Genomic DNA, 13,645 nt, shown 5'->3' on the forward strand with positions numbered 1-13,645 from the left:
TGATTATGCGTTAAAAAAACCGCTGACTAGTGAATAACTACCAGCGGTTTTTTATTATTTCACCAATACCCGTTATCGATTCTCGCAGCTCTTATTAGCATTAAACTGGATATCATCAGCTGGGATCAACATTTTATCGGACTGCCCTTCTTCCATTGACGGTCGAATATCAAAATAGCCATTGAGAGTCAGGAAGACCGGCTCACCCACATTTTTGCGGGCTTTTAGATAGCCCTTTTCCAACGCGATATTATTTTCCACCGGGAAAGTTTTGCCCGTGACACAATCGGTGAACACCGCAGCATCAGCGAAATATTTATACATACCGCTTAGTGGCATTGGGGTTTTAGGTAAAGGCTGTTCGGTCGGTACTAACTGATAATTCAAATTAGATTCAATCGATAAACCTTGTTGATCAAGCATCACCAAATTTTTACCGACAGGCCGGAAATAGCGTTTTTCTCCCTGGGCAGTGGTTAATACTAATTTATCTGCCGTCCGTGCCCACTGACCATATTCGGCAAAAGCCTGATCGCCTTCTTTACTACCCCGATAAATCTCTTTCAAGACAAATGTTCCATCACTGTCGAGGAATAACGAGGTATCCAAACCACTGCAATCAGCACAGGGTAAAACCCCCTGATAACTTTGCTGCATCGGTTGTAAAGCCTGTTCGACCGGCTGATATCGATTATTACAACCTAATAGTGACAGTGCACCTACTGCCAAAAATAGCGTTATTGTTAATTTACTCACAGTCATTCTCCCATACTGTGTCCGATATAAAAGGATGAAGCTGTTTTATTCGCCATAGGGCTGATATCAGCATCAATCCTGATGTATTTTGCCGCGCAGTGCTTTTGTCGCCCCTTTGCGGACTTTGCTTTCAACCCGCCTAATTTTTGAACCTTTAGTTGGTTTCGTCGCCCGGCGTGTTTTTTCTACCACCATCGACTGGCGGATTAATGCCACCAGCCGCGCTAATGCAGCCTCGCGATTCATATCCTGGCTACGGTATTCTTGTGCTTTGATAATGATGACCCCTTCGGCAGTCATCAAATGGCTATTGAGCGATAATAATCTTTCTTTATAGTACTCTGGCAGGCTTGAAGCCTTAATGTCAAAACGCAAATGGATGGCTGTCGAGGTTTTATTAACGTGCTGCCCGCCCGCACCTTGGGCGCGGATCGCCGTCAATTCAATCTCACTGTCGGGTAAGCTGACATTATTGGATATGATCAACACGCTTATTGCCCATCGCCTTGCCATTCATCAAAACTAATTTCCAGATTATTTTGATCATCAGATAACCAAATAGTTCCCTCTTGCAACGTGGCCTGCAATGACATATTGCGATTAGACAGTGCCGCCAATTTTGCCATTTGCTCATCATCCAGGAAGCGTACCCGAAGGTTACGGTGCCCAGATAATTTTTCCTTAACTTGCGGCCACCACACTTTAGCGGCCCTTTCACTATAGGCATAGAGCACAACTTGCTGTGATTGGTTACAAGCTTTACGCAACCGTTTTTCCTCGGGCAACCCCAATTCGACCCACAGTTCGATGCCATTGTGATCATTGTGACGCCAAATTTCTGGCTCATCATCAGCGCTCAAGCCTTTGGTAAACTGCAAACGTTCATCAGCATGACAAATCCACGCCAATAAACGCAGCATCATACGCTGGTCAGTTTCGGATGGGTGTTGGGCGATGGTCAGGTTAACATCTTGAAAGAAATTACGGTCCATATCGGCGATATTAACTGCGGCTTTATGGATGGTTGCTTTTAGTGCCATGAGTGACCTCTTAATTATCTGGCTGACAGTGTACTTGATTAGGTCTGCTTGCAGCCAGCTCGGAGGAAAGAGAGTTATTAGTGGTATCAATACTAAAAAGAAAGCTTCATTCTGACTCTAATATCTCCACCACTCCTGTGCTATAGTCCTTATAAGTTCAGAGTTTATCTTCGTAGGTTGACAGCGCGACGTTTCCGCAGAGAATCTACTGGGTTAAACTTTTCCAGGAGGATTACTGTGCAGCAATACTGTGAATTAGTACGCCGTTTTTATGCACAAATTGCTAGTGGTGACCAGGGCTATGTGTCAGATGCACTGGGTTGTGTATTGAAAGCATTGGACGAAGTTGCGGCTAATGACGCACTCCCGTCCTCCGTTAGGGAACAGGCGGCCTTTGCCGCCGCTAACTTATTGGTGAGCGATTATGTCGATGAGTGAAGAGTATCAACCCATCAATTGTGATGACTACGATAATCTGGAACTCGCCTGCCAACATCACCTGATACTGACGTTGAAGTTGAGAGGCGGTGAGATCGTAGAAGGAAAAGCTAGCGATCTGCTGCTGAGAAAAAAGGTCGAATACCTGATTGTCGAGCAGGAAGGGACAATGCGTGAATTACGTCTTGACCACATAGCCAGCTTCAGCCACCCCGAAATCGGGACGGTAGTAGTAAGTGCATCATAAGCAGTAAGTGCATCATAGTTTCTACACCTTTACAGACGGGCCGCTTAAAAGTGGCCCGTTTTGCTTTTAAGGCTGACCAATCTGCTTTAAGGCTTTAAACTCGCATAATAGGCCGCCAGATCAGAGATGTCATCATCGGTTAAAGGCGTAACATATGCCTGCATCACTCCAGCTTGCCCACCTGTCCGCTCTCCTTTTTTATACGCTTTTAATGATTGCTCTAAATACATAGCATTTTGCCCAGCCAAATTAGGATACATAGGGACTGAAACCTTGCCCTGAGCACCGTGACAAGCCACACAGCTAGCTGACTTTGCACGACCCGCTTCGACATCATTTTTTGCCAGTGCCGAAAAACTGCATAAACTGAATATCACTATGCTAATAACTAGTTTCATCATTGCTCCTCAAAATAAATGCTCTTACTTCAGACTGCTGACAAAGTTGATAAAAGGGGAAATGTGCCGAATGGGTCCCTATTTATTTAAAATACAAGTGGCGTGAGCCGTCGGAGCGCCCATCAGTGCAGTCGCCCCGTTAGTCTCAGTGCAGCAAAATAGGTTTGTCATTAACCTCTTACTTATTCTTATTATTCAATTCCGGTTTGACCCAATGAAGGTGCCAGCACGGTTCATTTTCTTTAGCCTGCCCAGCTTGAGTGACAAAAACCCCCGCTGCCGCAATCAACTGCTCGCCAAAATAAAGCAACGGAATACGTTCTCGCAGCCATGGCGGGATGCCTAACTCTTGCCATAATTTCTTGCTTTGACGTGCATGTTGCCGCCCGACAATTTTAATATCCCCTTGCAAACCAAAACCTATGCTTATTTCATCGCCAATGGCTGGGGCTTTAAGGGCTTGCCCGCCCTCGGTTGTAAAGCTCAATGTCCCAAGGCCCGCCGGCAGAATTAAAGGGGCTGGCACAACCGGTAGCGAACCAGAGCCAGCCTGAACTTTAGCCCAAGGCAGATGCGGTATTCGTATCTCTGTCAGTGGCGATAGCAGGTACAAATATTGTCGGAAACGGCGAACCTGATGTGCGCCGAGAGTTAATTGAGGCTCCGCATCTTGTCTGGCCATAGCCACTTCCAACCACAAACGTTGTAGTTGGCTCTGCGATGGCATTGCGGCTCCCCATTGTGCTAACCAACGGCGTAATATCGCTGCGCGTTTAGCCTCTGAAACCACTAATAACCCCTCGACAGACAGTGCTCCTTCTGCATTTTGTAGCTGTCGCAGGCTATCCGCCAACAACTCATCCAATAGTTGCTCCTGCTCAGCACACAAACCGGCACTGCGTGCCGTGGCTTGAGCAAAGTGCGGCCAACGCTGAGTGAGCAAAGGTAAGATTCTTAATCGCAGGAAATTGCGATCAAAACGATCATCCTGATTACTGTCATCTTCAATCCACTGTAATCGCTGCACTTGAGCATAGTGCTCAAGTGTCTCACGGGAAAATGCCAATAATGGCCGCCATAATTGGCTATGCGCAAAAGGCATTTTAGCCGCCATTGCGGATAGGCCCGCCGGGCCGCTGCCACGTTTGAGTGCCAGTAAGAAGGTTTCACATTGGTCATCTAAATGCTGGGCAGTAACTAACACTTCATTCGTGGCTAAATGTGAGGCAAATGCTTGATAACGAACAGTTCTCGCCGCTGCTTCAATACCAGCATGACGTGCATCAATAGTGACTCGTACCACTTCGAGCGGGATTTTCCATTGCTCACATTGCTGCTGGCAATGTTTTACCCAACTATCTGCCAATGGGTTTAAACCGTGATGAATATGAATAGCTCGAATCATCAAGTCAGGGATAAGTTGATCACGCAGGCACACCAATAAATGCAGCAGTACACTGGAATCCAAACCACCACTGAACCCGACCAGCACATGGCGCTGCTCGCCCAACTGCGCGAACAGTGGGTTAAGCAAAACATTTGATGTAGCAGGAGTGGCGTTCATCTTATTCCGCAGTCAGTTCATAGAGCTCCAGAGGTAAACCATCTGGGTCATTAAAGAAAGTAAAACGTGCTTGTGTATAGGGATCAATGCGGACTGCTTCGCAAATTACACCTGCGCCTTCAAGTTCCCGCACCGCCAGTTCAATATCATCGACCTGAAAGGCCAAATGCCGTAAGCCACATGCTTCCGGGCGACTGGGGCGTGCGGCAGGAGACGGAAAGGAAAAAAGCTCAATCGTGTACTGACCGTTTAACGCCAGGTCCGCTTTCCAGGAATCCCGCGTTTCGCGATAAACTTCACTCATGAGACTAAAACCCAAAACCTCACAATAGAATTTTTTGCTCGCCTGATAATCTGAGCCAATTATCGCAATATGATGAACCTGACGTATTGCCAGCATATATCACTCCAACCTATTGTTTTGTATCGAGTATATTGACCCAGCAACGCCCATCATCATCGCGCTTAGCACCATGTATATCCGTTTCAAACCCAGGATAACGAGCACCAATAGCACAAAGCATCAGGAGGAAATCCAATACTGCACGGCTCTCTTCGGTAATCATTTCACCCGGCATGACTAATGGCACTCCCGGTGGATAAGGTAAGATCATGTTGGCGACCACCTTGCCAATCAAATCAGCCATATCACAAGCGACTATATTACCGCGGATCTGCTGTTGGAACATGTTATAAGGCGTGAGTTTCATCTCTGGCAATACATCAAATGACTTGCGCATCAGGCGAGGTAAATCATGTTGGCGGATCATGTTATGAATTCCTGCAGCCAGATCCTGAATACGCATATGGCGATAAAAATCAGGATCTTCAGCAAACAGATCTGGCAACATATTTTTAATCCGCAAATTAAGATCAAAAGCGCGCTTAAAATCGGTCAGGCCGCGCAATAAACTCATTGCCTTAGTTTTATCAATACCGATACTAAATAAGAATAACAAATTATAGGGGCCGGTTTTTTCTACCACGATCCCACGTTCATCCAGAAACTTTGCTACCAATGCGGCGGGGATCCCTTCCTCCTCAAGTACTCCTTCGTGGCTCATTCCCGGCGTTAGAATTGTCACTTTGATCGGATCAAGATACATATGATCAGCATCCGCATGACTAAAACCATGCCATTTTTGCCCCGGCTGGAGTGGCCAACAGGCTATTTCATCAATATCTTCTGGCTGCCAGACATCAAAGAACCAGTTATCACTTTCTGAGCGTAATCGGCGCACTTCTTTGCGAAAATGCATCGCCCGCTCAATAGAACGTAAAATCATGCGCCGTCCCGGATTACCGCGCATCATGGCTGCCGCCGTTTCCATCGAAGCAACAATCCCGTAATTAGGGGAGGTTGTGGTGTGCATCATGTAAGCTTCATTAAAGGTGCTTTCATTGTAATCACCTTTAATATGAATCATTGATGCCTGAGAGAATGCGGCCAGTAATTTATGGGTTGATTGCGTTTCATAAAATACTTTCCCCACCATTCGCTCGCCACTCATGCCACTTTTACCCTCATAAATTTCATGAAAATTAGTATAAGGAACCCAGGCGGAATCAAAGTGAATGGAAGGTACATCTAATGTCTGCTTAATATAATCCGTATTATAGAGCAAGCCATCGTAGGTCGAGTTGGTGATTACTGCATGTACCGGCCAACTGGCATTGTTAGTCTGCGCAACTTTTGCCTCAATGGAGGTTTTAGTAAATTCGTGCTGTGGGATGCCGCCTAAAATGCCATAAGCATTTCGCGCAGGACATAAATAAACAGGAATAATATCGCTCATCATTAATAGATGCGTCAGAGACTTATGGCAATTTCGGTCAATCAGTACCGTACTGCCAGCAGGTGATGAGTACATACCAATGATTTTATTCGCCGTCGATGTGCCATTCGTTACCATATAGCTCTGTTCGGCATTAAATGTGCGGGCAATATATTCCTCGGCCTCCAAATGTGGCCCGGTATGATCTAATAATGATCCCAGTTCAGTAACGGAGATTGAAATATCTGCTTTAAGGGTATTAGCGCCAAAGAAATCATAGAACAAACTCCCCACCGGACTTTTTTGAAAAGCCGTTCCCGCCATGTGTCCAGGAGTACAAAATGTATACTTTCCTTCTTTAACATAATTAAACAGTGCTTTGGTTAAAGGCGGGGTAATACTATCCATATACTCCGCTGTATATTGTTCAATATGTTGAGCAATATCTTCAGCGGCATTCAGAGTATATTCAAAGAAATAAAGTGCCATGCGCATTTCATTCAAACTGACATCCAGTGACGAGGTGGTATTGATAAATGCATAAAGTGGGAGATATTCGTTTAGATCATTAATCTCAGCGCAAAGTTCATTACTGTGTTGGTCCCAATCAAAAATCACACCAATAATGCGCGCATTATGCTCAATAAGCTTGAGCAGATCACCACGACTCTTAGGATAGATGAGCTGAAAACCTCTGGCGAGCAGGGCATCGTTCAACTCTCGAATAGGTTCATCTTTATAATAAACCCCCATCGGCCCCATGATTGCGATGATATTCATTGGTGAATCCTCAAATTGTTCACTAATCATCTATAACAACATGAAAATTCAACACAGGGTATCTTTTAGCAGAAAATTATGAGGTTAAACATTATTTTGAGATAAATACTCAGTCGGTATCTACGATGTTTAAACCATATTATTTATTTGCTTATAAATGATCAGTTACAAACCGTGTGGATATAACATGGCAGGATGGCTTGCCAGCGTGAGCCGGGCGCTAATAAATAAAAAATCCGGTACATAATATATGCACCGGATTTCAATATCTAACTTAAATGACCTGCAATATGGACGCAGTTACTCAGCAATAACCATAGTTCATTAGGCGCTGATAACGACGATTTAATAACTCTTCGTCATTCAACACATCCAGATCACTGAGATCAGCCAGAAGCTGTGCTTTCAGTGAAGCGGCAATCGCCAGATAATCACGGTGCGCACCGCCCAAAGGCTCAGGAATGACGGAGTCGATCATCTTCAGTTCTTTCAAACGATGAGCCGTAATACCCATTGCTTCTGCGGCCAGAGGCGCTTTATCAGCACTTTTCCACAAAATAGAGGCACAACCTTCTGGTGAGATAACGGAATAAGTGCTGTATTGCAGCATATTCACTTTATCGCCAACACCAATGGCTAATGCACCGCCAGAGCCACCTTCGCCAATGACAGTACAAACGATAGGCACATTCAGGCGAGACATCTCACGCAAGTTACGCGCAATGGCTTCAGACTGGCCACGCTCTTCTGCACCAACACCAGGATAAGCCCCTGGGGTATCAATAAAAGTAATGATTGGCAGCTTAAAGCGCTCAGCCATTTCCATTAGACGCAATGCCTTACGATAACCTTCTGGAGCTGGCATACCAAAGTTACGGCGAATCTTCTCTTTGGTTTCACGACCTTTTTGATGACCAATAATCATCACCGGGCGACCATCCAGGCGAGCGATACCACCGACGATAGCTTTATCGTCAGCATAGGCGCGATCACCTGCCAACTCTTCGAAATCAGTAAAGATATTAGCGATATAATCCAGGGTATAAGGGCGACGAGGATGGCGTGCCAATTGGGCAATCTGCCATGCACCGAGATCCGAGAATATCTTCCGCGTCAGCTCGACACTTTTCTCACGTAGACGCTGAACCTCTTCGTCCAGATTAATATCTAATTTTTCGTCTTGACGGCTGACTGCGGTCAGCGAGTCAATTTTCGCTTCCAGCTCTGCAATCGGCTGTTCAAAATCAAGAAAATTCAGACTCATAGCATTCCTATTTTAGTCAAATTCCAGTTCCACCTGCTCATTACCTACCAGCGTTCGCAAATCTATCAATAAGCGATCGGTGGGCGTCACGCGCCATGTGGCTCCAAACCGCAGCCGGGCGCGAGCATCTTCCCGTTGGTAATAAAGATGCACTGGGATCGTCCCCGCTCGATGGGGTTCCAACGACTGACGGAGACGGTTCAAAAGCTGGTCATCAATTTGCCTGTCGGTCAGCGATATAGCAAGCCCACGGGCATATTTTTCACGAGCTTCACTGATGTCCATTAACTCACGGGCGGTCATTTTAAGTCCACCACTAAAGTCATCAAAGCTGACCTGTCCGGTGGCTATCAGGATACGGTCTTTTTCTAACAAATGCTGATATTTTTCCAACGCATCGGTGAATAACATCACCTCAAGACGCCCGGAACGGTCATCCAAAGTACAAATACCAATACGATTTCCGCGTTTTGTCACCATAACTCTGGCTGCGATAACCAGCCCCGCAGCCATGGTCATTTTGCCCCGATCCGTCGGATGCATATCTTTCAAACGCAGCCCGCCGGCATAACGTTCTATTTCCTTCAGATACTGGGTGATCGGGTGGCCGGTCAGGTATAACCCCAGCGTTTCCCGCTCACCGTCTAAAACAATCTGCTCTTGCCACGGCGGCACATTAGCATAAGATTGCTCAACCTGCTCTGGTGCATCTGCCAATACACCAAACATATCAACCTGACCAATAGCTTCTGCCTTGGCATGTTGGTCTGCTGCCTTTAACGCCTCACCCAGCGAGCTCATTAATGCAGCCCGGTGCGGCCCCAAACGGTCAAAGGCACCAGACATAATAAGCTTTTCTAAAATTCGACGATTGAGTTTTTTTGTGTCAACTCTGGCACATAAATCAAATAACTCTTTGAAATAGCTACCCTCTTTACGGGCTTCCAACATGGCCTCGATCGGCCCCTCGCCAACACCTTTGATTGCACCGATACCATAAACAATTTCGCCCTCATCATTTACATGGAAATGATATAGGCCGCTGTTGATATCCGGAGGCAGAATTTTCAGCCCCATCCGCCAGCACTCATCGACCAGACCTACCACTTTATCAGTGTTGTCCATATCGGCCGTCATTACCGCCGCCATAAATTCAGCCGGATAATGGGCTTTCAACCATAAAGTTTGGTAAGAAACCAAAGCATAAGCGGCAGAGTGTGATTTGTTAAAACCATAGCCAGCAAATTTCTCTACCAGGTCAAAGATTTTAATTGCCAGCTCGCCGTCAACGCCCTGATTTTTGGCACCATCTTCAAATATAGAGCGCTGTTTCGCCATTTCTGCCGGGTTTTTCTTACCCATCGCACGCCGCAACATATCCGCGCCGCCGAGTGAGTAACCAGACAGAACCTGCGCAATCTGCATAACCTGTTCTTGGTACAAGATGATGCCGTAGGTCGGCTCAAGCACCGGTTTTAGAGATTCATGTTGCCATTCAATATCAGGATAGGATATCGCTTCACGGCCGTGTTTACGGTCAATAAAGTTATCAACCATCCCTGATTGCAACGGGCCAGGGCGGAATAGCGCCACCAATGCGATCATATCTTCGAAGCAGTCCGGTTTTAGACGCTTGATAAGATCCTTCATGCCTCTGGATTCTAGCTGGAATACTGCTGTCGTTTCAGAACGTTGCAGCATATCGAAGCTTTTTTTATCATCCAGCGGAATAGACGCAATATCAATCGGCTCTAATCCGGTTTTCGCGCGGCGAGCGTTGATCATCTCCAACGCCCAGTTAATGATAGTGAGCGTTCGCAAACCAAGGAAGTCAAACTTCACCAAGCCGGCATATTCCACATCATTCTTATCGAACTGTGTAACCGGGTTATTCCCTTCCGCATCACAGTATAGTGGGGCGAAATCAGTAATTTTTGTTGGTGCGATAACCACCCCACCGGCATGCTTACCGGCGTTACGCGTTACCCCTTCCAATTTTCGCGCCATATCAATCAGCGCTCTAACTTCTTCATCTGCCTCATAGATTTCAGGCAGTTGCGGTTCCGCTGCGAAAGCTTTCTCCAACGTCATACCCGGGTCAGGCGGGACCAGTTTGGAGATACGATCGACAAAACCATAAGGATGGCCCAGTACACGGCCCACATCGCGGATCACCGCTTTGGCTGCCATTGTACCAAAGGTAATTATCTGAGAAACAGCATCCCGGCCATACATATCCGCAACGTGCTCAATCACTAGATCGCGCTTCTCCATGCAGAAGTCGACATCGAAGTCAGGCATGGATACACGTTCCGGGTTTAAGAAACGTTCGAACAGTAGGTCAAATTCCAGTGGATCAAGGTCGGTAATCTTCAGCGCGTAAGCAACCAGGGAACCTGCACCAGAACCACGGCCCGGCCCTACCGGCACCCCGTTATCTTTTGACCACTGGATAAATTCCATTACTATCAAGAAGTAGCCGGGGAAGCCCATCTGGTTAATAACTTTTAGTTCGATTTCCAGACGTTCATCATATGCAGGGCGTTTTTGTGCCCGAACTTCAGGATCAGGGAACAAGAACTCCAGTCGTTCTTCTAAACCTTGTTTAGACTTTTCAACCAAGAAGTCTTCTGTGCTCATATCACCCGTTGGGAACTGGGGTAAAAAATACTCCCCAAGCCGGATCGTCACATTACAACGTTTAGCGATTTCAACACTGTTGATTAGCGCCTCAGGAATATCCGCGAACAGCTCACACATCTGCTCTTCGTCGCGCATAAACTGCTGCGGGCTATAGTTTTTAGGTCGCTTAGGATCAACCAGAGTAAAGCCGTCGTGGATAGCCACGCGAATCTCGTGGGCATCAAAATCTGATTCATCGATAAAACGCACATCATTGGTCGCTACCACAGGCAAGCCACGTTCTGTTGCTAATGCCACAGCGGCATGAAGGTAGTTTTCTTCATCCGGGCGACCAGTACGGATTAATTCCAGATAGTAACTGTCAGGGAAATGTTCTTGATAAAACTCAAGGCACTGATCAACCTGAGCATGATTACCCCGCAGAATAAACTTACCCACATCCCCCATCCGACCACCGGACAGCAGAATCAGACCTTCTTTATGCTTAATCAGCCAGTCACGGTCAATAATAGGGCCAGCTGCGCCATAGCCGCGTTGATAAGCTTCAGATATCAGTAAAGTAAGATTTTGGTAACCTTCATTATTGCGTGCCAGCACAGTAAGGTGAGCTAATTCATCACCTAAGATTTCACTTTGCACATAGAAGTCTGCGCCGATGATGGGTTTGACTCCAGCACTATGCGCGCTACCGTAGAATTTTACCAAGCCGCACAGGTTGGTAAAATCGGTAATGGCCAGAGCGGGCATGCCTAATGCAGCAGCTCTCTTCACCAAGGGTCCAATCTTGGCTAATCCATCTATCATGGAGTAATCGCTGTGAACACGCAGGTGGACAAAACGAGGTTCGGCCATATCCAGACACCAGAAATTAGTGGATTGAATCACATCCCCAGCAACTCATTGCTAAGGAATTATATCCATACGTTATGGATGTTGCTTGGTTTATGAGTGCAAACAGCCGTTTACACTAAACCCAGCACACGTTTAACCGGGCCAAAACTCCGCCGGTGATGCTCTGTTGCCCCAAAAGTTGTCAACTTTTCTAAATGGACAGCGGTTGGATAGCCTTTGTGTTGTGCGAAACCATATTCAGGGAATTGGAGATCCAGCTCAGTCATTTCACGATCGCGCGTGACTTTAGCCAGAATTGAAGCGGCGCTTATCTCAGCCACTCGACTATCACCTTTCACAACAGCCAATGATGGCATAGCCAGTTTCGGGCAACGGTTACCGTCAATCAAGACATAATCGGGCGCAATATGCAGCCCTGCGACTGCTCTTTGCATTGCCAGCATAGTGGCGTGCAATATATTAAGCTGGTCAATCTCTTCAGGCTCAGCGCGCCCAAGGCTCCATGATAAGGCCTTGTCTGTAATTTCGTCATAAAGTGATAACCGGCGCTTCTCACTCAGTTTTTTCGAGTCAGCTAAGCCCACTATTGGCCGTTTAGGATCGAGAATGACCGCAGCAGTGACAACTGCTCCCACTAAAGGGCCGCGACCAACTTCATCCACACCCGCAATCAGATTTGCCTGCGGGTAAATAAAGATATCAGTCATCGCCCTGCTAGCTCCAATACAGCCTGCGCTGCCTGTTCATCTGCGCCACAGCGGATGCTCTGATGTAAAATCAGAAAACGCTCTTTCAAGGCCTCAACCGCCGAGCCACCTTGTAGTAACGGCAGCAGCGCATCGGCTAACTTTTGCGGTTGGCACTCTTGCTGCAAAAGCTCTGTCACTAGCTCTTCGCCAGCCAACAGATTAGGCAACGAGACATAAGGGGTCTTGACCAGCCGCTCAGCCAGCCAGAACGTGAAAGGCTTCATGCGATAACCGACAACCATAGGGCACTTGGCCAACATACATTCTAGTGCGGCAGTACCGGAAGCCAGCAATGTCGCATCAGCAGCAATCATTGCCAGACGAGCATTGCCGTCAAGTAAGTGCACCGCCAGGTCAGGTGCAATTTCGGCTTTAATTCGCTCAAACTGCTCACGCCGCTTGCTGTTCACCAGAGGAACCAACACTTCCAGATTAGGCATTTGTTGCCGCAGAATGGCAGCAGTGCGCAGAAAATCACCACTGAGCATTTCTACTTCAGAATGGCGGCTACCCGGCAATAAGGCCAAACAAGTTGTATTTGCTGCAATGCCAAGCTCTGCTTTTGCCGCGTTTTTATCAGGTGCTAGCGGCATTGCATCAGCCATGGTATGGCCGATGAAACGGCAGGGAACATTGAAACGATCGTAAAACGCTTTTTCAAAAGGAAGGAAGGCTAGCACCATGTCGGTGGCTTTGCCAATTTTGAAAACACGTTTTTGCCGCCAGGCCCACACAGATGGGCTGACATAATGAACGGTACGTATGCCACGCTGTTTCAAGCGCCCTTCAAGGGTAATATTGAAATCAGGGGCGTCAATACCGACAAAAACATCCGGCGAGAGCTCACTAAAACGCTGAGTCAGCTCTTTTCGGATTTTTAGTAATCGTGGTAGACGCTCTAATACTTCAACTACCCCCATCACTGCCAATTCTTCCATCTCAAACCAAGCTTCGCATCCTTCAGCTTGCATCAGAGGCCCAGCCACACCAACAAAGTGGGCATCAGGAACCTGGGCTTTCAATGCACGAATTAATCCGGCACCTAAGATATCGCCAGATGTTTCTCCGGCGACTAAACCTATAGTTAAAGGACGCACACTGCTTGACGGTCGATCAACAGATAATGGGGGATTTTGCAT

Annotated in this window: 13 protein-coding genes; 2 read left to right on the forward strand and 11 right to left on the reverse strand. The window is 46.9% G+C overall.

Going from position 1 to position 13,645, the window contains the following annotated elements; translation table 11 throughout:
* Positions 1–72: 72 nt before the first annotated feature.
* The 3 genes from nlpE to FGL26_RS11010 all read right to left on the reverse strand — a co-directional run bounded on the left by nlpE (position 73) and on the right by FGL26_RS11010 (position 1,796).
* On the reverse strand, positions 73–756 hold the full coding sequence (nlpE, locus tag FGL26_RS11000; protein WP_005173157.1) for an envelope stress response activation lipoprotein NlpE: 684 nt from the start codon (positions 754–756) through the stop codon (positions 73–75).
* Between the two features lie 72 nt (positions 757–828).
* On the reverse strand, positions 829–1,245 hold the full coding sequence (gene arfB / locus FGL26_RS11005) for an alternative ribosome rescue aminoacyl-tRNA hydrolase ArfB (RefSeq protein ID WP_005173159.1): 417 nt from the start codon (positions 1,243–1,245) through the stop codon (positions 829–831).
* A 2-nt stretch (positions 1,246–1,247) separates the two neighbouring features.
* Entirely contained in the window at positions 1,248–1,796 is a 549-nt protein-coding gene (locus FGL26_RS11010) for a YaeQ family protein (protein ID WP_005173162.1), read from the reverse strand.
* A gap of 237 nt (positions 1,797–2,033) precedes the next feature.
* On the opposite strand from FGL26_RS11010, the gene FGL26_RS11015 reads away from it, so the two are divergent.
* Both FGL26_RS11015 and rof read left to right on the forward strand, forming a co-directional pair.
* Entirely contained in the window at positions 2,034–2,234 is a 201-nt protein-coding gene (locus FGL26_RS11015) for a YaeP family protein (protein ID WP_004391680.1), read from the forward strand.
* Positions 2,221–2,481 (forward strand): Rho-binding antiterminator, encoded by a 261-nt coding sequence (gene rof, locus FGL26_RS11020; RefSeq protein WP_002218374.1) that lies wholly within the window; start codon positions 2,221–2,223, stop codon positions 2,479–2,481. Before FGL26_RS11015 ends, rof begins: the two co-directional genes overlap by 14 nt.
* An 86-nt stretch (positions 2,482–2,567) precedes the next feature.
* Here the strand turns inward: rof and FGL26_RS11025 are convergent, their stop codons facing one another.
* The 8 genes from FGL26_RS11025 to lpxB form a co-directional block, all read right to left on the reverse strand.
* Complete coding sequence (locus FGL26_RS11025) at positions 2,568–2,882, reverse strand: c-type cytochrome (RefSeq protein ID WP_005164008.1); 315 nt, start codon at positions 2,880–2,882, stop codon at positions 2,568–2,570.
* Between the two features lie 175 nt (positions 2,883–3,057).
* Positions 3,058–4,443, reverse strand: a complete 1,386-nt coding sequence (gene tilS, locus FGL26_RS11030) for a tRNA lysidine(34) synthetase TilS (RefSeq protein WP_032909142.1) — start codon at positions 4,441–4,443, stop codon at positions 3,058–3,060.
* Position 4,444: 1 nt separating this feature from the next.
* Positions 4,445–4,843, reverse strand: a complete 399-nt coding sequence (locus FGL26_RS11035; protein WP_005173167.1) for a VOC family protein — start codon at positions 4,841–4,843, stop codon at positions 4,445–4,447.
* Positions 4,844–4,856: 13 nt separating this feature from the next.
* Positions 4,857–6,998, reverse strand: a complete 2,142-nt coding sequence (locus FGL26_RS11040) for a lysine decarboxylase LdcC (RefSeq protein ID WP_005173170.1) — start codon at positions 6,996–6,998, stop codon at positions 4,857–4,859.
* A gap of 304 nt (positions 6,999–7,302) precedes the next feature.
* Positions 7,303–8,262, reverse strand: a complete 960-nt coding sequence (gene accA / locus FGL26_RS11045) for an acetyl-CoA carboxylase carboxyl transferase subunit alpha (RefSeq protein WP_004391685.1) — start codon at positions 8,260–8,262, stop codon at positions 7,303–7,305.
* Positions 8,263–8,274: 12 nt separating this feature from the next.
* Positions 8,275–11,757, reverse strand: a complete 3,483-nt coding sequence (dnaE, locus tag FGL26_RS11050) for a DNA polymerase III subunit alpha (RefSeq protein WP_032912814.1) — start codon at positions 11,755–11,757, stop codon at positions 8,275–8,277.
* A gap of 110 nt (positions 11,758–11,867) precedes the next feature.
* A complete protein-coding gene (rnhB, locus tag FGL26_RS11055) occupies positions 11,868–12,464 on the reverse strand; it encodes a ribonuclease HII (protein WP_005173174.1) in 597 nt (198 codons plus the stop codon).
* Positions 12,461–13,645 (reverse strand): lipid-A-disaccharide synthase, encoded by a 1,185-nt coding sequence (gene lpxB / locus FGL26_RS11060; protein WP_032903009.1) that lies wholly within the window; start codon positions 13,643–13,645, stop codon positions 12,461–12,463. The genes rnhB and lpxB overlap by 4 nt, the downstream gene beginning before the upstream one ends.

This window comes from Yersinia enterocolitica subsp. enterocolitica, from assembly GCF_901472495.1.
GTDB classification, from domain to species: Bacteria; Pseudomonadota; Gammaproteobacteria; order Enterobacterales; family Enterobacteriaceae; genus Yersinia; species Yersinia enterocolitica.